The sequence below is a fragment of the Galbibacter pacificus genome (genome assembly GCF_029603165.1).
GTDB lineage: Bacteria > Bacteroidota > Bacteroidia > Flavobacteriales > Flavobacteriaceae > Galbibacter > Galbibacter pacificus.
In genome coordinates this window covers 19046-45518 of record NZ_JAQSVC010000003.1, presented here as the reverse complement: position 1 = coordinate 45518, position 26473 = coordinate 19046, and the positions used below count along the sequence as shown (strand labels likewise).

Genomic DNA, 26473 nt, shown 5'->3' with positions numbered 1-26473 from the left:
TTGACAAAAAGCGAATCACAGATGCCATACAGTCCGAGTTGACCGCACGAGAGGAATGTCGATGGTAGATTCTGGGGCAGATGTGGCCGTTACATTATACGTGGTAGTCAATAAAAAAAACAAGCAAAACTGCTTATACCGACTTTAACGGAAGTCTTGGTTACGGAGGCCGTTGGGGCTGGGGCTTGGCACCGGGAATGGTTTCAGCAATCACAACTTTTGATGAAGACGATTATATGGAAGGGACCCTTGTGGTGGACATGTACTGTACGACGGACAAACCAAAAAGCTGGCCTGGCAAGGCGTAATTACTTCTGTAGTAAAAGAAAAAGCAGAACAAAGGGATAAGTCTATTCCTAAAAAAATAAAAAAATTAATAAAAAAATACCCTGTCAAGCCTATGGAATAATATAAAGGCATCATTGAAATATAGATGTTCGGGACCTCAAACTACAAAAATTTCAGAGCACTTCTGAAATCGATTAGCAGTCAATAACCAATAAATTTATAGAAATGAAAACGGTTCAATCAAGTAGTTTCAAGGTCTCGGTACAAAAAAACAAAAAGACAAAGGTATATGTATGAGCCATCATATGTATTCTGTTCATGGGCAATGGTAAGCTCTATGGGCAAGATGGCGATATGGATAATCAATGGGATTTTTTAATAGAGCCCTATATAATGTTTAGTAATATGTCTGGACATTTGGGTGTTGGGGTTATACCTCCTGTTGAAGTAGATGTCGAGCCCGATGATATATTCAGTAGTGCAAATAGGGGGCATGCTTTATCTTGAGGCCCATAATGCAAAATGGGCCATTACATCCGATTTTATTTACATGGACTTGGAGCAGCGTGTTAATGCCGACAGGGTTTTAATTGAATCCGGTAGGGCCAACGCTAAACAATTATGTTGCGAACTGGCAGGTTTATACAGATTAAATCCTTATCTGGAAGTAGGGCTGGCAGGAAGGATAAACGCTGTTAAATCAAGCTTGGATGTACAAACCATAGGCACTGTTGGCGATGTTAGATATGAAAGTGCTTTCTTGTTGGAATTCTGGATAGATCCGGTTGCCGTGGCAAGAGTGTCCAAAACGTATGATGAAAAATTATATTGGATTTTTAGGGGCGACATTGGTGGTTTTGGAATTGGTTCCGACCTAACTTGGCAAATACAGGCATATGTAGGATATAAATTTCCCAAGGTTATACAGAGTTCTGTTGGATATCGTGTTATGAGCATGGATTATGAAACGGGTAGCGGAAGGGACTATTTTAGGTATGATATCAGGAATTTTGGACCGAATATCCGAATAGGGTTTAATTTATAGTGAAATGAAAAGATAATAAAAAAAACGTATAAAGTTTTAGGTTCGTTTTTAATTATAAAACCCCTGTAAAAACAATGTTTTACAGGGGTTTTAAGTACTCGAGGCGGGACTTGAACCCGCACGGACATTACTGCCCACTGGATTTTAAGTCCAGCGTGTCTACCAATTCCACCACTCGAGCGAAATGCCATTAATAAAAAAAACGGCTTTAAAAGTGTTGGGAAAACCACAACCTAATTACATAAAACCGCTTGGTGTTTGTTGAGCGAAAAACGGGATTCGAACCCGCGACCTCAACCTTGGCAAGGTTGCGCTCTACCAACTGAGCTATTTTCGCATAATTTCAAAAATATAAAAGAACACTTTATAAAAGCAACATTCAATAATCGCTGAATGCGGATGCAAATTTAATACAATTCTGTAAAAAGCAAAGCTTTTTTTAAATAAAAGTTAATCGGTGCTATAAACCAGTTAAGGATAAGTTGATTAGAATATTACCATTCGTTATAACATTTTAGTTATATATTTAGGTCGTTATTTTTTAACCAGCATACGCTTAATTTCATTGAGTTTCATCAGGGCTTCAACCGGGGTTAAGGTATCAATGTCGGTGTGCAATATTTCATCTTTAATATTTTCAAGCAGTGGATCGTCCAGATTAAAAAAGCTTAGCTGCATTTCGTTTTGAGAGGCTTTTAAGTTGTCAGTAAGTTCTTCACTGCTATGCGATTTTTCCAATTTCTTTAAAATTTTGTTCGCCCGGTGTATTACTTGCTGTGGCATTCCGGCCATTTTTGCAACATGTATCCCAAAACTATGTTCACTGCCGCCTGGTATCAGCTTCCGTAGGAACAATACATTGTCCTTTAATTCCTTTACCGATACATTAAAGTTTTTAATCCGCGTAAAAGTTTCTGTCATTTCATTCAACTCATGATAATGCGTTGCAAATAAGGTTTTTGCCTTACCGGGGTGCTCATGGATATATTCGGCAATGGCCCAGGCAATAGAAATACCGTCGTAGGTACTGGTGCCCCGCCCAATTTCATCTAACAGGATTAGGCTTCGGTTGGAAAGGTTGTTCAGGATGGAGGCCGTTTCGTTCATTTCTACCATAAAAGTAGATTCTCCCAAAGAAATATTGTCGCTGGCCCCTACACGTGTAAATATTTTGTCTACAATTCCTATGCGTACCTTTTCCGCCGGCACAAAACTTCCTATCTGAGCCAAAAGCACAATAAGTGCCGTTTGTCGCAAAATGGCCGATTTACCGCTCATATTGGGCCCGGTAATCATAATAATTTGCTTTTCGTCCCGGTTTAGCGAGGTGTTGTTGGCAATATAGGCCTCTCCCGGGGGCAATTGTTTTTCAATTACGGGATGCCTTCCGTTTATAATTTCAAGATCAAACGATTCGTCAATTTCGGGCAGCACATAATTATTTTCTGTTGCAAGTTGTACAAAGCCGCATAAACAATCCAATTGGGCTATTAAAAAAGCATTGCTTTGAACCAGTTCTATGTACGAGTGCATCCATACAACCAGCTGCGAAAAAAGCTCCTGCTCCAAAATGGCAATTTTTTCTTCAGCACCTAAAATTTTGGCTTCATATTCTTTTAGTTCTTCGGTAATGTACCTTTCGGCATTCACCAAGGTCTGTTTACGTATCCAGCTTTCTGGAACCTTGTCTTTATGCGTATTTCGTACCTCTATATAGTAACCAAAAACATTGTTGCTGGCTATTTTTAACGATGAAATTCCCGTGTTTTTCATTTCACGCTCCAGCATATGGTCAAGATAATCTTTTCCCGAAAAAGCCAAACTTCTCAGTTCGTCCAGTTCGCTCGAAAAGCCTTTTGCGATTACGTTCCCTTTGGCAAGGTTTACCGGTGCTTCTTCGTGTATGGTTTCTTTTATGCGGTTCCTTAAAACATCGCATAAGTTTAATCGGTTGCCAATGATTTTTAGCGCATCGTTTTTACTGTTTTCCGATGTTTTTTTTATGGGTACGATTGCTTCCAACGAATTTTTAAGCAAAATCACCTCTCTTGGGTTTATCTTCCCCGTGGCCACTTTGGAGATTAGCCTTTCCAGATCGCTTATTTGTTTTATCTGTTCCCTGAAAGAAAGCATCAGTTCGTTCTCTTGTTTTAGGTACTCCACTATTTCATGGCGCTGTTTTATCTTTTCCATATTTTTTAGCGGGAGTGCCAGCCAGCGCTTTAATAAACGGCCCCCCATGGGCGAAATGGTTTTATCTATAACGTCCAACAGGGTTACGGCGTTGGCAGACGGGGCCTGGTAAAGTTCCAGGTTCCTAATGGTAAAACGGTCCATCCATACATATTCTTCCTCGGCAATGCGCGAAACGGCCGTTATGTGCTCAAGTTTGCTATGCTGCGTTTCCGACAAGTAATGCAATGCCGCACCACCGGCAATAATGCCACATTCCAAGTGCTCTATTCCAAAGCCCTTAAGCGATTTTGTTTTAAAATGATTGTTAAGGGTTTCATGGGCATAATCTTCCTGAAAAACCCAATCTTCCATAAAAAAAGTATGGTATTCCTTGCCAAAATTTTCAGAGAACACGGTTTTGTACTTTTTAGAGATCAAAACTTCACTCGGACTAAAATTTTGAAGCAATTTTGCAATATATTCTTCATTGCCTTCAGCAGTTAAAAACTCACCCGTAGAAACATCCAGGAACGACACGCCCATTTGCTTTTTGCCAAAATAAAGAGCACATAAAAAATTGTTCGATTTTGCCGTTAATATATCATCGTTAAGAGCTACGCCCGGTGTAACCAGTTCTGTAACGCCCCTTTTTACAATCGTTTTTGTTTGTTTGGGGTCTTCCAGTTGGTCGCATATCGCCACCCGTTGCCCGGCTTTCACCAATTTCGGCAAATAAGTATTTAAGGAATGGTGGGGGAAACCGGCCAGCTCCGTCCTATCGCCGCCATTGTTCCTGTGCGTAAGTACAATCCCTAAAATTTTGGCCGCATGCACTGCATCTTCTCCAAACGTTTCATAAAAATCCCCTACCCTGAACAGTAATAAAGCATCGGGGTATTTCGCCTTAATGCTGTTGTATTGTTTCATTAAAGGCGTTGTTTTTTTACTTTTTGTCGTTGCCAAATCTTATATAAATTAGGTTGTTTAGCGAAAGTATTATTTTTTAAGCTTCCATGCCATTTTTAGCGCAATGGGTTATAAACAAAATCTGTTCATTAGTTCCATTTGTAGCCCTTTTGTACGTGCAAACCAACCAGTGCGAGGCTATTGGTAAACTTTTTTTGTACAGCCGTAATGGTTACTTTTGCACAAACAAGCAATATAACGATGCGTAAATTAAAGAATAGCGAACTTGAACGTTTAAACGTACCAGAATTTAAACAGGCCAAGAAAACGCCATTAATCATTGTGCTCGACAATATCAGGAGCCTAAACAATATTGGCTCGGTTTTCAGGACCGCCGATGCCTTTTTGATTAAAAAAATATACCTCTGCGGCATTACGGCCACACCACCGCATAAAGATATCCATAAAACTGCATTGGGCGCTACCGAAAGTATAGCTTGGGAATATGTAGAAAGTACAGAGGCCCTTATCGCCAAATTAAAACAGGAAGGTGTCTATACCGTTGCAGTGGAGCAGGCCGAAAGCGCAACCATGCTTCATAATTTCTCCGTGAAAACCAATCAAACATATGCCATTGTTTTTGGAAACGAGGTAAAAGGGGTAAAGCAAAAAGTAGTTTCAATGGTCGATGAAGTAGTAGAAATACCGCAGTTTGGCACCAAACATTCCTTGAATATTTCAGTAAGCACCGGAGTGGTCCTGTGGGATTTGTTCTGTAAATTATCGGTATAAAAAAGGGATTCGATAATTCGAATCCCGGGTAAATATATTAAGTAAAGTTAGCTAGTTTCTTGCTTAAAGTCTTCTACGAATTAAGCAAACCTCTGGGAGAAATCCAAAAAAAATCTTAAATAAAACCAATCAAAAAACAGATTGACCTAAAAATCATGCAGTTTGTCGATGATAAAACGATAATCATTTTTATTCTGGACAAAATCCAAATCGGTAACATCAATGACCAACGGATTAATTTCGGGGTGCGTTTTTATAAATTCCAAATACCCGTCGTTAATACTGTTCAGGTAATCTTCGGGGATATTCTGCTCATACGTGCGCCCGCGTTTATGTATGTTACGCAATAATTGTTCGGTATTTTGGTACAGGTATACATAAACGTCCGGCTTTATTACTTCTTTGTACATAAAGTTAAAAACCTTTCTGTACAGCATAAACTCGTCTTCCTGTAATGTAACTTTGGCAAATATCAACGATTTAAAAATATCGTAATCGCTTACCATAAAATTCTTGAAAAGGTCCGGGCGTGAAGTATCGTCTGTAAATTGCTGGTAGCGATCGGCCAGGAAAGACATCTCCAACGGAAAGGCATAGCGGTTACGTTCTTCGTAAAATTTTGGCAAAAACGGGTTGTCTGCAAAACGTTCTAAAATAAGTTTCCCGTTAAAATCTTCTGCAATTTTTGTGGCCAGGGTTGTTTTTCCAGCACCAATATTTCCTTCAATGGCAATAAAATTAAATTGAGAAAAATCTTTTTTGGCAATTGTTATCTCAAGCTTTGTTTTTACAAGCTCACTTTTATCTTCGCATTCATTTAAAAGTTCGGCAATACTTTTTTGTAGTATGGGGTGTATTTTTCCTGGGGCAATTGCAGCCAATGGTTGCAGCACAAATTTTCGTAGATGCAACTGTGGATGCGGAACAACAAGATCCGGTTCGTCAATAATGGCATCATTGTAAAACAGGATATCTAGATCGATGGTCCGGGCAGAATAGCCTTTTTTCTTGTTTCGTACCCTTCCCATTTCTTTTTCAATCTGTAAAAGTACGTCCAGTAATTCTTGTGGCTGCATTTCGGTATCCAAGGCCACACAAATATTGTAAAAGTCGTCGCTGTCAAAACCCCAGGCAGGGGTTTGATATATAGGCGAGCAGGAAACTACTTTGCCGGCCCTTGCATGCAATAAGTTTACCGTTTTGCTTAAGTTCTCAAACTTGTTTCCAAGATTGCTTCCTGCCGAAAGATATGTACGTTTATAGTGAATCATGATAAAGTACAAAGTAACGAAAGATATAAAAGCTATGCATAAAAAAGATCGAATATATAAAACATATCCGGTCTTTAGGTTAGGGGAATTATTATGAGTGTAATCCGCTATTTGAACTTTACGCTAGCAAAAACGATAGTTTAAATTTACTAATTCAAAAAAATCAAAAAACCCGTTTGTAAATACATGAAATTCAATGTATTACACATGTTTTTTGTGCTTGTAAATTCTTGTGGTCTAATACATTAATTTTGGTATAGGAATTTTTAGAAATAATTATAAAAAAGCCTTTTAGTTTGTTTTTATTGCGCTGGAAGTTATCTTTGAACTTCTTCTTAATTTAGAATATATGAAGTTTTTAAGAAATCTATTAGCCGCAATTTTAGGGACAATTATTGCATTGGGAATGATATTCATGGTCTTTTTGGTTTTTTTGGCCATTGCCGGGAGCTCGGAAGAGCCTATAAAGGTTAAGAACAATTCTGTTTTGGAATTAACCTTCGAGGAGCCCATAAAAGATTACGGAGGAAAATATGAATTTACGGACATTGACTTCAATTTTGAAGAATATAACGGGCTCAACAATGTTTTGCTCGCCATAAAAGCCGCGGCCACCGACGATAAAATAAAAGGTATTAGCATAAACAATTCTTTTTTATCAACCGGGGCGGCAAATACAAAAAGTATCCGCGATGCCATCAAAAAATTTAAGGTTTCAGGTAAATTTGTGTATGCTTACGGTGATCTTTTCCTTCAAAAGGATTATTATCTGGCCTCTGTAGCCGACTCGGTTTTTTTAAATCCTACCGGAAATTTAGATTTTAGGGGGCTTTCTTCAGAAATATTATACCTAAAAGAACTTCAGGAAAAATCGGGCATTAAAATGGAAGTCATCCGTCATGGAAAATACAAAAGTGCGGTAGAGCCCTATTTAAGTAACAAAATGAGCGAAGAAAACAGGGAGCAAATTACCCAATTGTTATCTTCGGTCTGGAATACTTATCTGGAAGATATTTCTGAAAGCAGAAATATTAACATTGAAAATTTAAACACTTTTGCCGATGAGTTGGCCACAAGAACGCCAGAAATGGCACTTCAAAACAATTTTGTTGATGCATTGAGTTATATCGACCAATACAATACACTGCTTAGGGGTAAATTAGGCTTAACAAAAACAGAAGACATTAACCGTATTAATGTTCTGGATTATGCCAAGTTTGCCTCCAGAAAAGTAAAAACAAGCGGAAAAGACCGTATTGCGGTAATTTATGCGCAAGGCGAAATAGGTTACGGTAAAGGAAACGACAATTATATCGGGCAGGAAGTTATGTTTAAGTCGCTTAAAGAAGCCCGTGAAGACGATAAGGTAAAGGCAATTGTGCTTAGGATCAATTCTCCTGGCGGCATGGCACTTACCTCCGATATTATTTGGAGGGAAATAGAAGTAACCAAAAAGGTGAAACCCGTAATTGTATCCATGGGCGACCTGGCAGCTTCGGGAGGATATTACATGGCGGTGGCCGGCGATAAAATTTTTGCCGAACCTTCTACCATTACAGGTTCCATTGGGGTTTTTGCGACCATCCCTAACGTAAGCGAACTGGCCGGAAAATGGGGCATTAATGCCGAGCAGGTAAATACCAATAAAAATGCTACCGCATACAGTTTGTTTGAGCCGGCCACAGACAATTTTAAAAAATATGCCAAAGAAGGGATTGAACACTTTTATAAAACCTTCCTCAAAAAAGTATCCGAAGGAAGGGGAATGAGCTTAGAAGCCGTAGACGCTGTTGCCCAAGGCAGGGTTTGGACAGGCTTGCAGGCAAAAGAAAATGGTTTGGTAGACGAAATCGGGGGTATAGACGAAGCAGTTGCATATGCGGCCAAAACCAGCAACACGAAAGATTATGCCTTAAAAAATTACCCGGTATACGAAACCAGTATCGAAGAGATTTTGCAAGGTTTTTCCGGGCTTGGGTTTGTAAAAAGCAAAGAACAATTGCTAAAAGAAGAACTTGGCGAAGAGGCATTTAACTTAATGCAACAAGTAAAAGCAATGGCCAATAAAAAAGGATTGCAGGCAAGAATGCCTTTTGAAATAAATATACACTAAATGGTTGCTAAAGACAAAAGGCTTGCTTTTAGGCTATATCTCTATTTAGGCGCATTGTTTATTACCTCATTAGTGGTGTCCAACCTTATATTTCAAAAATTTTTTTATTGGTACCCCTTTGGCGATATAAAAATTTTTGGAGCCTCTTTGTTTCAAATTTCGGTGGGAATATTGCCATACCCCATTACGTTTTTAATAACCGACCTTATTTCTGAAATTTATGGGAAGAAAAAAGCAAATCAGGTGGTAACAGCAGGAATTTTTGCTTCTTTCTTTTCAATGCTCATTATCTTAATTGCAGAAAAGGCCCCGGCAATAAAAACATCGCCCATTCAAGACGAAACGTTTACCCAGGTATTTGCCCTTTCGCCCATTGCCGTGTTTGCGTCCATGATTGCATATCTTTTGGCACAGTACATAGATATTACAATTTATCATTTCTGGAAAAGGATTACCAAGGGTAAATATCTTTGGCTACGCAATAACTTTTCAACCTTTACATCGCAGTTTATAGATACTTTTACGGTGGTTTTTCTGTTGTGCGTTTTTAAAGTACTTCCGTGGTCTTTGTTTTACGGATTGGTGGTAAGCGGTTTTTTCTTCAAGGTTTTGGTGGCCATTTTGGATACGCCTTTTCTGTACCTTTTTGTTTTCCTTTTTAAAAAAAGGTTTAAACTTAAACCGGGCGAGGAAATCGATTTGGAAGTTTAAGTAAGTGTTATTTTTATTGGCAAGGCTATTCTTGTGTAAATCCTTGAAATCCATTTAAGTATATGTAATCTTTTACAAGCAATATCTTCGTATATATTTTACAAACATTAAACTTTTATTAAAATGCTGTTATTTGTATAGATTTTACTACAATTTTACTAATATAATGGTATGAAACGATAAAGACGCTTTTATTTAATAAAATATTGATTTATAATAAGTTTAGGCCTCGCCATGAAAACGCATAAATTTTAAACAGATGAAAAAAATATTGAAAATTGTCGGGATTGTTCTGGGAATACTAATTGTGTTCCTTGTAGCGGCACCATTTTTATTTGAAGGCAAGATTATAAAAATTGTGAAAAGTACTGTGAACAAAAACATAAATGCCGATTTCGATTTTACCGATGCCGACGTTAGCTTGATTACCAGCTTTCCCAATGCTTCGGTAATTGTAGAAAACCTAAGCATTATCAATAAAGTCCCATTTGAAGGTGATACATTGGTATATGCAAAAAACGCCAACATTAGTTTGCCGTTTATGCAAATATTCAATAAAGAAGGAGAACCTTATTCGGTTAATTCCTTTAGTATAGACGGAGCCGTGGTTAATATTTATGTGGATGAAAATGGCAAGGCAAACTACGATATTGCAAAAGAAACAACCAATGAAGCACCTGCCGAAACTCCTGAAAAGACCGATGCTAAAAGTAGTAGTAATGTTTCTTTGAACATGCAAAAATACGAGATAACAAACTCAAAAATAAAGTATTACGATGAGCAGGGAAAAATGTATTTTGAACTGACCGATTTTAACCACTTTGGAAAGGGAGATCTTTCGGCAACAAAATCTGAATTGGATACCGAAACCAGTGGCTTGCTTTCCTTTGAAATGGATAGCGTTAACTATTTCAGTAAAAACCCAATCCAGCTCGATGCCTTATTGGGCATAGATTTGGCCGAAAACAAATATACATTTCTTGAAAACAAGGCAATTATAAATCAATTGGAACTGGTTTTTGACGGTTTTGTAAAGGTGAACGAAAACAATCAAGAAGTTGATATTACCTTTAAAACGCCTTCGTCGGATTTTAAAAATTTCCTGGCCGTTATTCCAGAAGAATACTCAAAAAACATACAAAATGTACAAACCACGGGAGATTTTATGGTGGCAGGAAAAGTAAACGGAACCATAGACGATGCGCATATCCCAAAATTTGATGTTGTCATACAGTCAAACAATGCGTCTTTTAAATATCCAGATTTACCGCAGGCCGTAAACAATATTACCATAGATACTAAAATTGCCAACGAAACGGGCCTCATGGAAAATACCTATGTAGATATTAATAAACTTACGTTTAAAATTGCACAGGATGTTTTTAGCGCTCAGGCACATATTAAAAATATTACCGATAATCCATTGGTAAATGCCAATTTAAAAGGGCGTATCAATTTGGCAAATTTATCCAATGCATATCCTTTTTCACTGGATACGCCGCTTAAGGGAATTTTAGATGCCAATCTTTCTACCGCTTTTGATATGAATTCAATAGAAAAAGAACAATATCAAAATACAAAAAACAGCGGTACATTGGCTTTAAAAGGATTTGAATATTCATCTGAAGAAATGAAAAACCCGGTACAGATTGCCAATGCCGAGGTTACTTTTAACACTTCCAATGTCTCCTTGAACGCTTTTGAAGCCAAGACCGGGCAAACCGACTTATCGGCCAAAGGTTCCATACAAAACCTGTTGGGTTATATGTTTAACAAAGAGACTTTAAAGGGAAATTTCACATTGAATTCCAATACTTTTGCGGTGAACGATTTTATGATGGAGGAAACCGAAGCGGCGCCAAAAGATAAAGAAGAAAATAAAGAGAAGCCCGCTTCCACAGCAGGAGCAAAGGAAGAGGAACTTAAAATCCCTTCTTTTTTAGATGCTACCATAGCTGCAAAGGCAAGCACTGTTATTTACGATAACTTACAGTTAAAGAATGTGTCCGGCACGCTTATCGTCCGCGATGAAACCGTAATGTTAAAAGACTTGACCTCAAGTTTGTTCGGTGGAAATGTAGCCGTAAACGGGTCGGTATCCACAAAAACAGAAACACCAACTTTTAACATGGACCTTGGCATTAAAAGTTTTGATATCTCACAATCCTTTCAGGGCATGGACATGCTACAGGCCATTACGCCCATAGCTCAAGCATTGAAGGGGAAACTTAACTCCAATTTATCGTTAAAGGGAAACTTAAACAGCGACTTTACGCCCAATTTAATGTCGGTTTCCGGAAATGCCCTTGCAGAAGCGCTCGTGAGCGGTTTTGACCCAGAAAAAGGAAAAATGTTAAGTGCGCTTAGCAATAATTTAGACTTTTTAAACTTTAAAGAAGGGGAAACCAAGGATGTAAAAACAAGTTTGACTTTCGACAATGGAAAGGTAAACGTAAAACCATTTCATATAAAATATAAAGATATAGACATAGAAGTTGCCGGTAGCCACGGTTTTGACAAATCGATTGATTACAATGCTACTTTTAACGTACCGGCCAAATATTTTGGAAAAGATGTAAATAATTTATTGGCCAAGCTTAACGATCCCGATGCCAAAAACATTACGGTTCCCGTAAAGGCCAATATTGGCGGAACATACAGTAGCCCCTCAATTTCTACAGATGTAGATAAAACGGCTTCTGCACTTACCCAAAAGTTAATTGCCATGCAGAAAGATAAACTGATAAACCAGGGAAGCGATAAAATAAAAGATGCCATAAGCGGACTTATAGGCGGGGGAACAGCAAAGGACAGTACAGCGGCCACAGGAAGTAAAACCGCAGATTCTGCAAAAGCCAGGAAACAGGAGCAAGTAAAAAATGCAGCAAACGATTTAATAAAAGGATTGTTTGGAAATAAAAAGAAAGATACTACCAATCAAAAATAGCAAACTGCATAAAATGTGCTAATAATGGGTGTTTAGCTATTTACTTTGGTAGATGGTCTAAATTTATTTTATTAGAAAAGTAAATTGCGAATATTTAAAAAGGTATAAAAGGATGTAAAATTTTTTTATACCTTTTTTTAATCAATCTTAATATGAGCTCTTGTTATAAAAAATCAATATTAATTGTATTACTTTTTGTAAGTAATCTCCTCATTTGTCAGCAAAGTAACATTCCTGAAATACCAAAAGCATATATAGCACCCAAAACATCAGAAGCTATTAAAATTGATGGATATGCAAATGAAAATTCTTGGATAACAGCTCCTTGGACGGGGCCTTTTATTGACATTGAAGGAATTACAATACCTAAATATGAAACCAAGATAAAAATTTTATGGAATGAAGATTACTTATATTTTTATGCCAAGCTGGAAGAACCTCATGTTTGGGCAACTTTAAAGCAGCGTGATACGGTAATTTTCTACAATAATGATTTTGAAATATTTATTGATCCTGATGGTGATACTCATGATTATATGGAATTTGAAATAAATGCTTTGAATACCATTTGGGACCTTTTTTTAACCAAACCATATCGTGAAGGTGGTAAAGTACTTGATAATTGGGATATTAAAGGTATAAAGACAGCAGTACAAATTCAAGGAAGCTTAAACAATTCAAATGATGATGATATAGGCTGGACTATTGAAATTGCAATGCCCTGGAGTGCTATAGAAGAAGCAACAAAAAAGGGAGCTCCCGAAAATCAATTTTGGAGAATTAATTTTTCGAGAGTTAATTGGGATTTTGATGTTGTTGATGGAAAATATCAACGTAAAAAAGACAACAAGGGAAATTATCTTCCTGAATATAATTGGGTTTGGTCGCCACAAGGAGTTATTAATATGCACGAACCTGAAAGATGGGGGTATGTGTATTTTTCATCTAAAGCTATTGTAACCAGTCAATCATTTACAATCCCTGATGATGAATATATTAAATGGCAAATGTATGCTTGGTATAGAAAACAAAAGCAATACAAACAAAAACATCATTCATGGATAACATCAATTGATCAATTAGTACCTAATATAATTTCGATTAATGGAAAACCTATAAAACCATCTTTAGAAATTCATTCTCAAGGTTGGAATCTATCTGTTACGAGTCCGTCTACAGGAAGTTTGTTAATCATCAAAGAAGATGGGGATTTTATCACTAATAAAAACTAAACTATAAGTCAATGAAACTTTTTAAACTATTCTTAATTCTTGTGACAATTTGCTTTTTTTCATGTGTAGAAAAACAAAAAAGCGATGCTGAAGATACTGCCGAAAATAAAATTGATAAAACAAAAGGACAGGACTTTAAATATTGGACATGGATTACAGCAAATCAAGAACGTGAAGACACCTCATATCAAAAAGAGTTTGCTAAATACAAAGTAAATGGAATAGATGCCGTTCTGATCAATACAAATACAGATCCTAAATTATTAGAGCGTTTAACTCCAATTGCCAAAAAGGAGGGATTGGAAGTGCATGCGTGGATAATGGCTATGAATCGCCCAGGAGATACTGTGGCGCTAAAACATCCTGATTGGTATACGGTTAATAAAGAAGGGAAATCTTGCTTCGATACACGACCTTATGTAGATTATTACCAATGGCTATGTCCAACCCGTAAAGCATCCAGAGAACATGTGTTAAGTCTTGTTGAAGGACTCTCCAAAGTAGAAGGTGTAGAAACAGTGCATCTGGATTACATTAGATTTTCAGATATATTTTTGCCTATCGGTTTGTTGCCAAAATATAACTTAAAACAAGAAGTTGAGCTACCGGAGTTTGATTTTTGTTATTGCGATGTTTGTGTTGCTGAATTTGAGAGGACTTATCATAAAAATCCTCGAGATTTTGATAATCCTGCAATTGATATGGAATGGAAGCAGTTTCGTTTAAACAAAATCAAAGCAGTTGTAGACGAAGCTTATGAAATAGCTCATAAACATGGAAAAAGATTAAGCGCAGCTGTATTTCCTTATCCTGAAATGGCAGATCATATGGTGCGTCAACGCTGGGATAAGTGGAATATCGATATGGTTCTTCCCATGATTTATAACAATTTTTATAATGAAGGGATCGATTGGATTGGCTTTGCCACTAAACAAGGAGTTGCAGATTTAGAAGGGAAAAATACCGAATTGCATACTGGGGTATTTGTGCCACCAATGTCAGGCGAAGATTTAAGGCAAGCAATTAATTTGGCCAAAACAAATGGTGCTAAAGGAATTTCTTTCTTTGACGGAAATGCATTAACTGATGAACATCTTCAGGTAATAAAAGAATCAAAATAAGAATAACTTAACTTGCTTTAGAGCTCTAAAATATTTTTTGGAGCTCTTTTCTATTCATAATAATACGATACTTCACTTTTAATAAACTGCTAAAGTTATATCATAACAGTTATAAAATATAAAATAATTACTGATTTTAGGATTTTTTTGATAAAGTAACAGCATTAATGTTAATTAATCAATTTGTTTCTTTTGCTAAAAAAACACATTTTTTACTTTAAATACTGATTATCAGTAACTTATAATTAATTGTATGGAAGTGGAGAATAATGGTGACAAAGCATTTTATATGTAATTATATGTTGTTGGTTAATAAAATAATGCCGTTTGTCGAAATAGTTTCTAAATGATTAAGAGTTTTTTAACATTTATTAAACTTTTTGTTAATACTGCAAAGTGTTTACAATTGTTTTCAATCTAAAATAAACTAATTTAAAACCTTAATTCATGCGTAAAAAACTATTACCTTTTTTGGTGTTTGCGTTTTTGCTGGTAAGTCAACTGTTACTGGCTCAAAACAAAACTATAACGGGTACCATTACAGATGTTAGTGATGGCATGCCTTTGCCAGGTGCCACCGTTGTTGTAAAGGGCACTAATGTGGGGACCTCAACTGATTTTGATGGGAATTTCTCATTAGATAATGTGCCCAATGATGGAGCATTAATCATCTCCATGATTGGTTACACAACTACAGAATTTAATATTTCAGGTAAAACTACATTAAATGTTTCATTAAGTATTGATGCACAACAGCTAGATGAAGTGGTAGTAACTTCATTAGGCTTAACAAGAGAGAGGAAATCTCTAGGATATTCGGTTACCGAATTAGATGGAGGAAGTGTTTCCTTAGTGAAAGAATCTAACGTAGCAAGTTCGTTGGCAGGTAAAGTTGCCGGAGTTGTGGTTAGCAAGTCTACTTCTGGTGTAGGAGGTGGAACCAGGGTGGTTATTCGTGGTAATAACTCGATTACAGGAAACAACCAGCCATTATATGTTGTAGATGGTGTGCCAATAGATAACAGTGCTTTGTCAACGTCAAATGGCAGTGAATATTCTGTTCCAGATCTAGGGAATGGTATTTCTGATATTAATCCGGACGATATCGAAAGCATGTCTATACTGAAAGGCCCTAACGCAGCGGCTCTTTATGGTTCTAGAGCAAGTAACGGGGTAATTATTATTACCACTAAAAGTGGAAGAAAAACTAAAGGACTGGGGATTTCTTATACCACCAGTGCCACTTTTGAAAACCCATTGGTTTTACCGGAATATCAAAATGAATATGGAAGAGGAAACAATGGGAACTTTCCACAAATAGATACAAGTGCAGATTTGGCAACTCAAGTAAATACGGTTAGAGGAAATAGCTCATGGGGACCTAGATTTGATGGATCGGAAAGATTAGCCTATAACGGAGAAATGAGACCTTATGTGGCACAACCTAATAATGTTAAAGATTTTTTTGAAACAGGTTCTAGTTTTGTAAATACAATAGCTTTGAATGCAGGTTCTGAAAAAGCTTCAGTGTTTTTCTCTTATACTAACTCTGATTTGGAATCCATTCTGCCAAATTCAAAAGTAAAACGCAACAATTTTAATTTAAGAGGTACGGCAAATCTATCAGATAAATTATCCTTAGATGCTAAAATCACATATTTTATTCAAAATGCACAAAATAGGCCAACACAAGGTACTGAAGGAGTTGTGGCTTATTTATGGCCTTTAGCGAGAAATGTGGCAATTAACGACCTTAAAAATTATCAGGATATAAACAACCCGATAGACCCTAACGATCCATATCGTGTAATTGCTCCAACATCATCAGGGGGAAATCCATACTGGATGTTATATAACGATTATAATGGAGATAAAAGAACGAGAGTTACCGGATTTGCCAAGTTAAATTACCAATTTACAGATTGGCTTTCCGTTTTTGCAAGAGTTGGTACAGATGCTATTAAGCAAGATACCGAGGCTTATGAAGCTACAGGGCACCACTTTTATCCTGATGGGCAAATTAGATTCACTAAAAATGACAGAACAGAAACCAATTACGATTTCTTGTTAATGTTTAATAAAGATATAGGTAATAGCTTTAATCTTTCAGCCAATGCAGGAGGAAATATGAGGCACTCAACTTATATAAACTCTGGAACCAATGGATATGATTTTAAAATACCTGGAAGATATTTCTTAGATAATACTGATGGTTCTCAACTTACTGCAACACAATCTGATAATATTGAGAAAAGAGTAAATTCATTGTATGGGTCTGCATCGTTTTCATACAACGATATGGTTTATTTAGACCTTACCGCCAGGAACGATTGGTCTTCTACACTCCCAGCTGAAAACAGATCGTATTTTTACAGCTCGGCTAGTGTGAGTGTTCTTCTAAATGAAATGTTCAACTTACAGGGATCTAATATCGATTTATTAAAGCTAAAAGCAAGTACTGCCAGTGTTGGTAACGATACAGATGCCCAACAGATTGTAAATGTTTTTAAAGTAGCCGCTAATGGTTATTTGGGAAACACACAAATAACACGTCAAAATATTCATTTCAGTGAAAGCCTTAAACCGGAAGATGTAACTTCAAACGAGATAGGTTTTGAGTTTAAAGCATTCAGGAATAGATTGTATGCAGATTTTGCTTACTATAATATTAGTAGTAAAAACTTAATTTTTGATGTTCCAGTAGATCCAGGAACTGGATACGATTATTTTAGAGAGAATGTAGGTGAAATTACCAATAAAGGTTTTGAGTTTTTAATTGGTGGTACACCCGTAAGCAATGAAACATTCTCGTGGGATGTGTCTGTTAATATGGCTAAAAATAAAAATTCACTTGAAAGTTTAATAGACGGACAGGATAATTTTACATTTAGCTCAAGTAATAACGGAATTGTAGACGTGAGAGCTGAAGTTGGAGGAGGTTATGGTGATATATATGCAACTGACTGGCTACGTACCGACGATGGTCAATTACTATTAACAGCTGAAGGTCGACCGCAAGCAACTTCTGAAAGAGTAAAAGTAGGGAACTATCAACCGGATTTTACAGGAGGTTTTACAAATACGTTTAGATACAAAGACTTCACTTTAAATACCTTAATTGATTTTAGAGTTGGGGGCGAGGTATATTCTGCTACAGATGCAGGTTTGGATGCTAGCGGTGTATCAAAAAAATCACTACAATACAGAGAAGGAGGCGTAGTAGTAGACGGTGTTATAGAAGATGGCAATGGAGGATACATGCCAAACACAGAAAACATCTCTGCTCAGGAATATTGGGGAGCTGTGAGTAGCATTGGTTCAGAATATGTTTTTTCCCAAACAAATGTTCGCTTAAGAGAATTAAGCTTAACGTACAATATGCCTGCCAAATTCTTAGATCATACTTTTTTAACAGCAGTATCTGTAAGTGCGGTTGGAAGAAATTTATTCTTTATATATAAAGAAGCAGATAACTTTGATCCTGAATCGAGCTATTCTACTTCTAATCTGGGGCAAGGGGTGTTATTTTATGCGCTTCCAACTACTAGAAGTATTGGACTTAGTTTGAATGTTAAATTCTAAAAATGTACCTAATGAAAAAATTAAAATATATAACCGGTCTTTTGTGTCTCTTAGCAGGGGTTGCATGTACAAAAGACTTTGATGAAATAAATACCGACAATCAGGGCTTTAACTCTGATGAGGTGAGTGCAAAATACTTCCTAACAAGTTCCCAAGTTGGGTTATATGCACCGGGAAGATTTGAGTATTGGAGAGCACACCTTATTCATGTAGATCGTTTCGCAGGTCACTTTACTTTTGGGATGGATCAAAGCTGGTGGTCTGATGGCCTATCTTATACATATGATCCGGGCTATACTGATGCAGCCTATGATTGGTTGGCTGGTTATTTTGGAAATATCAAATCTTTTTATGATTTGACGAAAGAGGGAGGTGAGTTTGAAAACGAATATATGTTTGCAATATCTTTAATTATGAAAGGGCTTTATTTTCAGATGTACACAGATACTTTCGGAATGGTTCCTTATAGTGAAGCAGGTGTAGATGGGGTTTTAACTCCCAAGTACGATACGCAAATGGATATTTACCAAGGTATTATTGGAGACCTGGATAATGCAATGAGTATTATTGGAGATGTAGAAAGAACTGGTATAGGTGTTGATGATGTTGCTGAAAATGATGTGTATTGTGGTGGCGATTTACAATTGTGGAAAAAACTGGCAAATACTCTAAAATTACGTATTGGAATGAGAGCTTTAGGAGCTCCTGGAGAAAACTTTGCTGCAAGTACTATTACGGAAGCAATGTCTCAGCCTCTTTTGGATGAATCTACCGGTAGCGTTACTATGAGAAAAGATTTTGTAATTAGCGAATGGACTTCTTCGTCCTATGGAGATGTTTGGAACGACTTTGGAGCTGGTTCAGACTGGACTGTAAGTCAACCATTAATAGATATGCTTCAAGAAAATAATGATCCTAGGTTGGCAATTTATGCAAAGCCCGCAAAGGGAGGGACTTTCTCTTTTGTTAATACAAAAGAAAATGGAACTTATACAGATCCTGATTATGCCAAACGTGTCGACTTTATCGAATCTGCTCTAATTGATGCCGGAGCAACTTATACTAGAACATCAGATGCTGATACAATTTTTATAGAAGTTGGTGGCGGACAATATATTGGTCAGCCAGTGAGACTTAATGCTGAAATTATGCCTTATGTGCGTTACGATTTATTCAGCACTCCTTCTGATGCCATTATTCAACCAAGAGGAAAAGAAGCTACCGGATATCCGGAAATTATCATAAGTAGTGCAGAATCATATTTTTTACAGGCAGAAGCCGCTGTAAGGGGTATTGGGTCAGGAGATCCACAAACATTATTGACTCTGGGTATTAAAGAAGCAATGAAACTGTGGGATATTGCTGAAGGTGATGCAGATGCATACATAGCATCCAGTGCATTAGCTGATATTTCTGCCGGGACAACAGATGAAAAACTGGAAAAAATAGCATTACAACGTTGGTTAGCTAGTTATACTGACGGTTTTGAAGCATGGGCAGTAGTAAGAAAAACTGGATATCCATCAGAATTGGCAGCAGGGGTTTCAGATCAGGTTATTTATGCCTTAGGAACATTAAATGGAGCGTATCCGCAACGTATGAGATATGGAACCGGAGCTCAGTCCAACCCCAATTTAAGTCAGGCAATAAGTGTACAAGGGCCCGATGTTCAAGGAACAAAACTTTGGTGGGCCAAATAAAACAATAATTGTTAGTTTGTTAATTTATTTATCAAAAGGACACTTTTTAGTGTCCTTTTTCTGTTTACTTAAATTTATCATTTCTTATATTCCCAACGCATACAAATTTAACGTACGTTCGAGATAAGAAGGGGGTTGCTAAATTCTTTAAAAGTTATCAATTTGGGTAAAAAAATATTATAATAATGATTACCTCACTATTGGGTATTTTAGATTTACAGTTCCGTTTGCCGATATGTATCGGTGGTTAATTTGTTTGTAGAAGCCCATGACGACATATTGTAAATATTTGCAAAAATTGAAGAAAATACATCATATTTACTGCCTGAAAAATATTCAATATTTTGTAGCTTCTTATAAGAAATGGACAAATGCCAGCAATGTATAGTTAGAAAATTTAGTTCATTAAGGAGCCTGAACGAGGAAGAACTATTAAATATTTCAGATTGTAAAACTTCCCAACATATAAAAAAAAGGCGAATCGCTGTTAGGAAGGTGATTTTATTCAAGGCGTTTTTTGTATTAAATCCGGAATTTGTAAACTCACAAAATTATCATCAAACGGAAAAAGCCAAACAGTAAAGTTTATAAAGAAAGGTGATTTATTGGGGCAGCGTAGTATTGTAAGTGAAGATAGGATAAAATTGTCCAGGGAAGAGCTTGCCAGTATTATTGGAACTGCAACAGAGTCGATAATAAGAGTGGTTTTCAGTTTTTCCAAGGAAGGGCTTATTGCCGAAGAATTGTACCCCGAGCTAAGCTTCCAACAAAGCAATAATTTCATGCGTACCTTGCATCTTGGCATGGTCGTATGCGGTATGCCCGCGGGAATCTTTCATAGAACGATCTGCGCCGTTTTCTAAAAGGATTTTTACAATTTTGCTTCTCCCAAATGTTGCAGCATATATCAATGCCGTTGCATTATTGCCATTAACAAGGTTTACATTGGCGCCATTATTGATCAGTAGTGCTGCAATGTCAGTAAAACCCTTAAAACAAACTCCCATAAGGGCCGTATTTCCCGAGGTGTCCTTTGCATTAACATCTGGGTTATGAGCCAAAATGACTTTGGTAACATCAATATCGCCATAATAGGTTGCTAAAAGAAGCGGAGTGGATCCCCTTTGATCTTTAGTATTTAATAAATTTGGGTCTGCTTTCAATAATGTTTCGATAACATTCTTTTCGCCATTGCGTATAGCGTTAAATAGAGCTTCTGTTTTCATGCAATAATTTTAATTAATTAAGCCGGGGTACATTTTTTATACAACGGTTTTATCAAAAATACAATTTTATGGTTATTGTCTTTTAGATTTTTTAATGCCAATATAAATGGAAGGCTAAATGAGTTCATTATAAATAAGCGACTATTGTCGTAATTAAAGGTCAAATAAATATATTAATCAAAAATAAAGGCGTTACTTTGCACCATTAGCAATGAAGCACATACAAAATTTGGTATTTTTTATCCTTCCGAGATTTTATTATCCCACTTTTTTTTGACTTTATGCCATAGATACAAATAGCAAACTTAGCGTAGGCTTTATTGTTTGCTTTATTCTGTATCGATTATAACAAATTTAAATTATTATACAATGAAAGAAGGGACAGTAAAGTTCTTCAACAGAACAAAAGGTTTTGGATTTATCACAACATCAGACAGTAACGAAGATATCTTTGTACATGAAAGTGGTTTAATCGACAACATTAACGAGAACGACAAAGTAAGGTTTGAGACCGAAAGAGGTAAAAAAGGAATGAATGCCGTAAACGTAGAAGTAATAGATTAAGTACTTTAAAAACAAAACCATCTCTCGCGGGATGGTTTTTTTATTAATTAAAAAAATAGATACATGCTTATTATCCCGATAAAAGAAGGAGAAAATATTGACAGGGCTTTAAAAAGATACAAACAGAAATACAGAAAGACACAACAACTTAAAGTGTTGCGAAGCAATCAACATTATATAAAGAAATCGCAACAGCGTAGAGAAGAGGTTGCTAAAGCCATATACAAGCAAGAGTACCAAAGAAAGTTAGAGGATTAGAACCCCCTGACCTTTTTTGTAGTACCCATTTCATTATTTAGGGTGCAACGTGTATGTTTACCACAAGGCCTTCATTGGCACGGATATTAAAAACGGTTTGGTCTTCAAATATCAGGTATTGCCCTTTAATACCCTTAAGGACTCCTTCGTATTCGGGTGTTTTCCCTAGATTAAGGCTTTTAGGTTTTAGGGGGTACGCTGCCACCGGAAATGTTATGTGGGTTTCGGTATTGTTTTCAATAAAATAAGGCAAGACTTCTTCTGGGATATACTGTTTAAGGGTTTCCCGGTATTTGGGGAGGTCTTCGTCGATAATATCGTTTTGAAGCATTTTACGCCAATTGGTCTTGTCGGAAATATGGTCTTTTAAAGCTACTTCGGTTATGCCTGCAAGGTACCTGTTGGGTACTTCGACAATTTCAATGGCCTCGTGTGCCCCTTGGTCGATCCAGCGTGTGGGCACCTGGCTTTTCCGGGTCACGCCAACTTTTATGCTGCTCGAATTGGCAAGGTAAACAATATGGGGCTGGAGCTGCACTTCTTTTTCATAGGTCAGGTCGCGGTCCTCAATATCTAAATGCGCTTGGCTTAGTTCTGGTTTTAAAATCCAATCGGCTGCTTTTGGTGTTTCAAAAAAACAGCTTTTGCAAAATCCCTGCCGGTATATGGGCTTGTCCAAGTGACATGATAGGCATTCGAATTTTATAAACTTTATAGCAATCTTTTTATCTATTAACTGATTGAAATTGATGTAATTATTTTCAAAAACCAAATAATAATTCACGGGTTCCGTATATTCAGTCTGCATTTTGGTGAGTACACCTTCGAACATGATAAAAGTTTTTTCCTATTTTTATCAAATATAACTTAAAAAAATGCCAATTCCATTATTTAATTCTATTGCTTCTTGGTTCTTGAAAAAGCGGTTCCATCAAATGGAATTGTTTTTAAAATATCCGCAGGAAGTACAAACGGAAGTACTTACCCATTTAATGACGGCGGCAAAAGATACAGAAATAGGCAAGCGTTATGCTTTTGGTGAAATAGGCGCTTATGAAACTTTTTCTGATAGGGTGCCCATTGTACGTTATGAAGATATAGAGCCTATGATAGAGCGTGCCCGCATGGGCGAAAACAATATCTTTTGGCCAACGCCCATAAAATGGTTCGCAAAAAGTAGCGGGACCACGAACGCCAAGAGCAAATTTATTCCTGTGAGCAACGAATCGCTGGAAGATTGTCATTTTAAAGCGGGAAAAGACATGCTTTCACTGTATTTTAATAACAATGAGGAATCCAAGCTTTTCTCGGGTAAAAGTTTACGTTTGGGGGGCAGTAAGGAATTGTATCAAGACAATAATACCTTTTTTGGCGATCTATCGGCCATTATTATAGACAACATGCCTTTTTGGGCAGAAATGAGCAGCACGCCCAGTAACAAAGTTTCCTTAATGAGCGAATGGGAAAGTAAGTTGGCCGCCATTGTTGAGGAAACCATTAAGGAAGATGTTACAAGTTTGGCAGGTGTGCCTTCCTGGATGTTGGTATTGCTGAACGAAGTCTTGGAAAAAACCGGAAAAAACCACTTGTTTGAAATTTGGGAGAATTTAGAGGTGTACTTCCACGGAGGCGTAAGTTTTAATCCATATAGGGAACAGTATGAACGTTTGTTGCCCCGGAAAAATTTTAGGTATTATGAAATATACAATGCTTCTGAAGGGTTTTTTGCTATCCAGGACCGAAATAATTCTGATGAATTGTTACTGATGTTGGATTATGGAATTTTTTATGAGTTTATCCCGATGGAACTCTACGGAACCCCGCAGGAAAAAGTAATTCCCATCTGGAAGGTGGAAACCAATAAAAACTATGCCATGCTTATAACCACAAATGCTGGTTTATGGCGCTATTTAATTGGCGATACCGTTCGGTTTACTTCTACCGATCCCTACCGTATAAAGGTTACCGGAAGAACAAAACACCATATAAATGTATTTGGCGAAGAACTTATTATTGAAAATGCCGAGGAAGCACTACAACGGGCCTGCAAAGAAACGGGTGCGGAAATAGTAGATTACACCGCCGGACCTATTTTTATGAAAGGGAAGAAAAAAGGTGCCCATGAATGGCTAATAGAATTTAGGAAGTTGCCCGATGACATGGAAAAATTTACAATTGCCATGGATGAGGCCTTAAAATCGTTAAACTCTGATTATGAAGCCAAACGATATAATAACATTACGCTAAATTTTCCTACGCTCCACATTGCCAGGAAAAACCTGTTTTACGATTGGCTTAAAAAATACGATAAGTTGGGCGGCCAACATAAAATACCAAGACTTTCCAGCAATAGGCACTATTTAGAAGAGTTGCTGGGCATGAACGGATAGTTTATAAACATATAAATAAAAAAACCGCCCAGAAATTTTGGACGGTTTAAATTTATATAGCACCTTCTAGTTTAAGAAACTGCTTTCAGTTTATTAATAGTTACTTTGGTCAACTTGTCCTCGACATATGCCTTGTCTACAATCAGCTCATTTTCTTTAGAACTTGGCAGTTCAAACATAGCATCGGTAAGGACTGTTTCGCATAGAGAGCGGAGTCCGCGTGCTCCAAGCTCATATTCAATGGCTTTTTCAACTATGTAAGCCAAAGCTTCATCGCTGATTTCAAACTTAATATCGTCCATTTCAAACAATTTGGCATACTGTTTTATAATGGCGTTTTTTGGTTCCGTTAAAATGGAGCGCAATGTTTTTGCATCGAGCGGGTCCATATGTGTTAAAACGGGAAGACGGCCAATAATTTCAGGGATTAAACCAAATTCTTTTAAATCTTTAGGGATAATGTATTGCAAAAGGTTGTCGCGGTCAATCATGTCTTTCTTTGCAACACTATATCCTACGGCCTGCATGTTAAGCCTTTTTGAAATATGCCTGTCAATGCCATCAAAAGCCCCACCGGCTACAAACAATATGTTTTCGGTATTGACCTCGATAAACTTTTGGTCTGGGTGCTTTCGGCCTCCTTTGGGCGGAACGTTTACAACAGTTCCTTCCAATAGCTTTAGCAATGCCTGCTGGACCCCTTCGCCAGAAACGTCCCGTGTTATGGATGGGTTGTCGCTTTTTCTGGCAATTTTGTCAATTTCATCAATAAAAACAATTCCCCTTTCTGCTTTTTCCAAATTGTAATCGGCAGCTTGCAGTAGGCGGGTCAATATGCTTTCTACATCTTCTCCTACATACCCGGCTTCGGTAAGTACGGTAGCATCTACAATTGCCAAAGGTACATTGAGCATCTTTGCAATGGTCTTGGCCATTAATGTTTTACCGGTACCGGTTTGCCCGACCATAATAATGTTACTTTTTTGTATTTCTATATCGTCTTTACTGGCTGGCTGCAATAATCTTTTGTAATGATTATACACTGCTACAGACATTACTTTTTTAGTAACGTTTTGGCCAATAATGAACTGGTCTAAATACTCCTTGATCTCGGCCGGTTTTTTTAAGACCAATTCTGATGATAATTCGCTGTTTTTAGATTGTTGCGATTCTTCCAATACAATTCCATGTGCCTGTTCGATACAGCGGTCGCAAATATGGGCATCCAATCCTGCAATGAGCAAGTTGGTTTCCGGTTTTTTTCTTCCGCAGAATGAACATTCTAAATCTTCTTTCGCCATTTCTTTTTATTTGTAAAAATGCAATATATGCACTTTCTATTTAAAAATAGAATTATAAATGGTTGGTTTTATGATTATTGGGTGTTTTTTTAGTTTCTAACAAGAACTTCGTCGATCATTCCGTAGTTCTTTGCTTCTTCTGCTTTCATCCAATAATCACGGTCGCTATCTTCGGTTACTTTTTCCATGCTCTGGCCTGAATGCTTGGCAATTATTTGGTATAGCTCGTCTTTCAATTTTAAAATTTCCCTGGCAGTAATTTCAATATCGCTTGCCTGTCCTTGTGCACCGCCCAATGGTTGATGGATCATGACACGGCTGTGCGGGAGTGCAGAACGTTTTCCTTTTTCCCCGGCACAAAGCAAAACTGCGCCCATCGATGCGGCCATTCCTGTACATATGGTTGCTACATCGGGTTTTATGTATTGCATGGTGTCGTAAATACCCAGGCCTGCATATACGCTCCCTCCAGGGGAGTTAATGTATATTTGGATGTCTTTGGATGCATCAGCACTTTCCAGGAACAATAATTGTGCCTGAATAATGTTTGCAACTTGGTCGTTAATCCCGGTGCCCATGAAAATAATCCTGTCCATCATCAATCTGGAAAAAACATCCATGGCCACAGCATTTAACTGCCGTTCTTCAATAATGTTCGGGGTAAGTCCAACGGGAGTCATGGTACTTATTATCTTGTCGTAATACATACTGTTGACCCCTCTATCTTTAGTGGCAAATGCCTTAAATTCTTTTTCGAAGTTCATATAATTTTAATTACTTTTTTTAAGACGTAAAAAGGCGTTAAAACTTACGGTTTAACGCCTTAAAGATACTTAAATTATTTTACAAGG

Annotated in this window: 20 protein-coding genes and 2 tRNA genes; 14 read left to right on the top strand and 8 right to left on the bottom strand. The window is 37.1% G+C overall.

All coding sequences use genetic code 11. The features are described 5' to 3' along the window. The first annotated feature begins 606 nt into the window (after nucleotides 1–606). On the top strand, nucleotides 607–795 hold the full coding sequence (locus tag PSF86_RS08510) for a hypothetical protein (protein ID WP_277899651.1): 189 nt from the start codon (nucleotides 607–609) through the stop codon (nucleotides 793–795). Continuing rightward, on the top strand, nucleotides 782–1333 hold the full coding sequence (locus tag PSF86_RS08505; RefSeq protein WP_277899650.1) for a hypothetical protein: 552 nt from the start codon (nucleotides 782–784) through the stop codon (nucleotides 1331–1333). Before PSF86_RS08510 ends, PSF86_RS08505 begins: the two co-directional genes overlap by 14 nt. Nucleotides 1334–1428: 95 nt before the next feature. Here PSF86_RS08505 and PSF86_RS08500 read toward each other — a convergent pair. From PSF86_RS08500 to mutS, 3 genes are all read right to left on the bottom strand, one after another. Further along, a tRNA-Leu gene (locus PSF86_RS08500) sits at nucleotides 1429–1514 on the bottom strand. 83 nt (nucleotides 1515–1597) lie between these two features. Continuing rightward, a tRNA-Gly gene (locus PSF86_RS08495) sits at nucleotides 1598–1670 on the bottom strand. 197 nt (nucleotides 1671–1867) lie between these two features. Continuing rightward, a complete protein-coding gene (gene mutS, locus PSF86_RS08490; protein WP_277899649.1) occupies nucleotides 1868–4435 on the bottom strand; it encodes a DNA mismatch repair protein MutS in 2568 nt (855 codons plus the stop codon). Nucleotides 4436–4675: 240 nt separating this feature from the next. On the opposite strand from mutS, the gene PSF86_RS08485 reads away from it, so the two are divergent. Then, nucleotides 4676–5206: an RNA methyltransferase gene (locus PSF86_RS08485; protein WP_277899648.1), complete on the top strand. Its 531-nt coding sequence runs from the start codon at nucleotides 4676–4678 to the stop codon at nucleotides 5204–5206. 146 nt (nucleotides 5207–5352) lie between these two features. On the opposite strand, the gene folK is transcribed toward PSF86_RS08485, so the two are convergent. Further along, a complete protein-coding gene (gene folK, locus PSF86_RS08480; RefSeq protein WP_277899647.1) occupies nucleotides 5353–6477 on the bottom strand; it encodes a 2-amino-4-hydroxy-6-hydroxymethyldihydropteridine diphosphokinase in 1125 nt (374 codons plus the stop codon). A gap of 349 nt (nucleotides 6478–6826) precedes the next feature. Here folK and sppA point away from each other — a divergent pair, with 349 nt between their 5' ends. The 8 genes from sppA (at nucleotide 6827) to PSF86_RS17805 (ending at nucleotide 20746) form a co-directional block, all read left to right on the top strand. Beyond that, the gene (gene sppA, locus PSF86_RS08475) at nucleotides 6827–8590 is read left to right on the top strand and encodes a signal peptide peptidase SppA (protein ID WP_277899646.1); all 1764 of its coding nucleotides are present in this window, start codon (nucleotides 6827–6829) and stop codon (nucleotides 8588–8590) included. After that, the gene (locus PSF86_RS08470) at nucleotides 8591–9301 is read left to right on the top strand and encodes a queuosine precursor transporter (RefSeq protein WP_277899645.1); all 711 of its coding nucleotides are present in this window, start codon (nucleotides 8591–8593) and stop codon (nucleotides 9299–9301) included. It begins immediately after the preceding gene. A gap of 259 nt (nucleotides 9302–9560) precedes the next feature. Continuing rightward, nucleotides 9561–12248, top strand: coding sequence for an AsmA family protein (locus PSF86_RS08465; RefSeq protein WP_277899644.1), 2688 nt, complete (start codon nucleotides 9561–9563; stop codon nucleotides 12246–12248). Between the two features lie 152 nt (nucleotides 12249–12400). Next, a complete protein-coding gene (locus PSF86_RS08460; protein WP_277899643.1) occupies nucleotides 12401–13480 on the top strand; it encodes a carbohydrate-binding family 9-like protein in 1080 nt (359 codons plus the stop codon). An 11-nt stretch (nucleotides 13481–13491) separates the two neighbouring features. Then, on the top strand, nucleotides 13492–14601 hold the full coding sequence (locus tag PSF86_RS08455; RefSeq protein ID WP_277899642.1) for a putative glycoside hydrolase: 1110 nt from the start codon (nucleotides 13492–13494) through the stop codon (nucleotides 14599–14601). Between the two features lie 447 nt (nucleotides 14602–15048). After that, a complete protein-coding gene (locus PSF86_RS08450; RefSeq protein WP_277899641.1) occupies nucleotides 15049–18183 on the top strand; it encodes a SusC/RagA family TonB-linked outer membrane protein in 3135 nt (1044 codons plus the stop codon). 11 nt (nucleotides 18184–18194) lie between these two features. Further along, nucleotides 18195–19883 carry a SusD/RagB family nutrient-binding outer membrane lipoprotein gene (locus PSF86_RS08445; RefSeq protein ID WP_277899640.1) on the top strand — a complete coding sequence of 563 codons (1689 nt, stop codon included), beginning with the start codon at nucleotides 18195–18197 and terminating at the stop codon, nucleotides 19881–19883. Nucleotides 19884–20386: 503 nt separating this feature from the next. Continuing rightward, on the top strand, nucleotides 20387–20746 hold the full coding sequence (locus tag PSF86_RS17805; RefSeq protein WP_338424027.1) for a helix-turn-helix domain-containing protein: 360 nt from the start codon (nucleotides 20387–20389) through the stop codon (nucleotides 20744–20746). Here the strand turns inward: PSF86_RS17805 and PSF86_RS08435 are convergent. Beyond that, entirely contained in the window at nucleotides 20639–21109 is a 471-nt protein-coding gene (locus tag PSF86_RS08435; protein ID WP_277899639.1) for an ankyrin repeat domain-containing protein, read from the bottom strand. The two genes, PSF86_RS17805 and PSF86_RS08435, sit on opposite strands and share 108 nt — an antisense overlap. A 369-nt stretch (nucleotides 21110–21478) precedes the next feature. Here PSF86_RS08435 and PSF86_RS08430 point away from each other — a divergent pair, with 369 nt between their 5' ends. Further along, nucleotides 21479–21673, top strand: a complete 195-nt coding sequence (locus PSF86_RS08430) for a cold-shock protein (protein WP_277899638.1) — start codon at nucleotides 21479–21481, stop codon at nucleotides 21671–21673. A 63-nt stretch (nucleotides 21674–21736) separates the two neighbouring features. Continuing rightward, nucleotides 21737–21931 (top strand): 30S ribosomal protein S21, encoded by a 195-nt coding sequence (gene rpsU, locus PSF86_RS08425; RefSeq protein WP_277899637.1) that lies wholly within the window; start codon nucleotides 21737–21739, stop codon nucleotides 21929–21931. 37 nt (nucleotides 21932–21968) lie between these two features. Here the strand turns inward: rpsU and PSF86_RS08420 are convergent, their stop codons facing one another. After that, nucleotides 21969–22766, bottom strand: coding sequence for a DUF2797 domain-containing protein (locus PSF86_RS08420; protein ID WP_277900209.1), 798 nt, complete (start codon nucleotides 22764–22766; stop codon nucleotides 21969–21971). A gap of 40 nt (nucleotides 22767–22806) precedes the next feature. On the opposite strand from PSF86_RS08420, the gene PSF86_RS08415 reads away from it, so the two are divergent. After that, the gene (locus PSF86_RS08415) at nucleotides 22807–24321 is read left to right on the top strand and encodes a GH3 auxin-responsive promoter family protein (protein ID WP_277899636.1); all 1515 of its coding nucleotides are present in this window, start codon (nucleotides 22807–22809) and stop codon (nucleotides 24319–24321) included. 71 nt (nucleotides 24322–24392) lie between these two features. On the opposite strand, the gene clpX is transcribed toward PSF86_RS08415, so the two are convergent. Further along, nucleotides 24393–25622, bottom strand: coding sequence for an ATP-dependent Clp protease ATP-binding subunit ClpX (clpX, locus tag PSF86_RS08410; RefSeq protein WP_277899635.1), 1230 nt, complete (start codon nucleotides 25620–25622; stop codon nucleotides 24393–24395). An 89-nt stretch (nucleotides 25623–25711) separates the two neighbouring features. Next, nucleotides 25712–26386 carry an ATP-dependent Clp endopeptidase proteolytic subunit ClpP gene (gene clpP, locus PSF86_RS08405; RefSeq protein ID WP_277899634.1) on the bottom strand — a complete coding sequence of 225 codons (675 nt, stop codon included), beginning with the start codon at nucleotides 26384–26386 and terminating at the stop codon, nucleotides 25712–25714. Between the last annotated feature and the right edge of the window lie 87 nt (nucleotides 26387–26473).

Bases quoted from the DNA above. Each gene is read 5' to 3' on its own strand.
- PSF86_RS08455 (WP_277899642.1), top strand. From the start codon at position 13,492: ATGAAACTTTTTAAACTATTCTTAATTCTTGTGACAATTTGCTTTTTT.
- rpsU (WP_277899637.1), top strand. From the start codon at position 21,737: ATGCTTATTATCCCGATAAAAGAAGGAGAAAATATTGACAGGGCTTTA.
- PSF86_RS08415 (WP_277899636.1), top strand. From the start codon at position 22,807: ATGCCAATTCCATTATTTAATTCTATTGCTTCTTGGTTCTTGAAAAAG.
- PSF86_RS08505 (WP_277899650.1), top strand. From the start codon at position 782: ATGCTTTATCTTGAGGCCCATAATGCAAAATGGGCCATTACATCCGAT.
- PSF86_RS08465 (WP_277899644.1), top strand. From the start codon at position 9,561: ATGAAAAAAATATTGAAAATTGTCGGGATTGTTCTGGGAATACTAATT.
- sppA (WP_277899646.1), top strand. From the start codon at position 6,827: ATGAAGTTTTTAAGAAATCTATTAGCCGCAATTTTAGGGACAATTATT.
- PSF86_RS08450 (WP_277899641.1), top strand. From the start codon at position 15,049: ATGCGTAAAAAACTATTACCTTTTTTGGTGTTTGCGTTTTTGCTGGTA.
- folK (WP_277899647.1), bottom strand. From the start codon at position 6,477: ATGATTCACTATAAACGTACATATCTTTCGGCAGGAAGCAATCTTGGA.
- PSF86_RS08445 (WP_277899640.1), top strand. From the start codon at position 18,195: ATGAAAAAATTAAAATATATAACCGGTCTTTTGTGTCTCTTAGCAGGG.
- PSF86_RS08470 (WP_277899645.1), top strand. From the start codon at position 8,591: ATGGTTGCTAAAGACAAAAGGCTTGCTTTTAGGCTATATCTCTATTTA.
- PSF86_RS08460 (WP_277899643.1), top strand. From the start codon at position 12,401: ATGAGCTCTTGTTATAAAAAATCAATATTAATTGTATTACTTTTTGTA.
- PSF86_RS08435 (WP_277899639.1), bottom strand. From the start codon at position 21,109: ATGAAAACAGAAGCTCTATTTAACGCTATACGCAATGGCGAAAAGAAT.
- mutS (WP_277899649.1), bottom strand. From the start codon at position 4,435: ATGAAACAATACAACAGCATTAAGGCGAAATACCCCGATGCTTTATTA.
- PSF86_RS08510 (WP_277899651.1), top strand. From the start codon at position 607: ATGGGCAATGGTAAGCTCTATGGGCAAGATGGCGATATGGATAATCAA.
- PSF86_RS08430 (WP_277899638.1), top strand. From the start codon at position 21,479: ATGAAAGAAGGGACAGTAAAGTTCTTCAACAGAACAAAAGGTTTTGGA.
- PSF86_RS08485 (WP_277899648.1), top strand. From the start codon at position 4,676: ATGCGTAAATTAAAGAATAGCGAACTTGAACGTTTAAACGTACCAGAA.
- clpP (WP_277899634.1), bottom strand. From the start codon at position 26,386: ATGAACTTCGAAAAAGAATTTAAGGCATTTGCCACTAAAGATAGAGGG.
- clpX (WP_277899635.1), bottom strand. From the start codon at position 25,622: ATGGCGAAAGAAGATTTAGAATGTTCATTCTGCGGAAGAAAAAAACCG.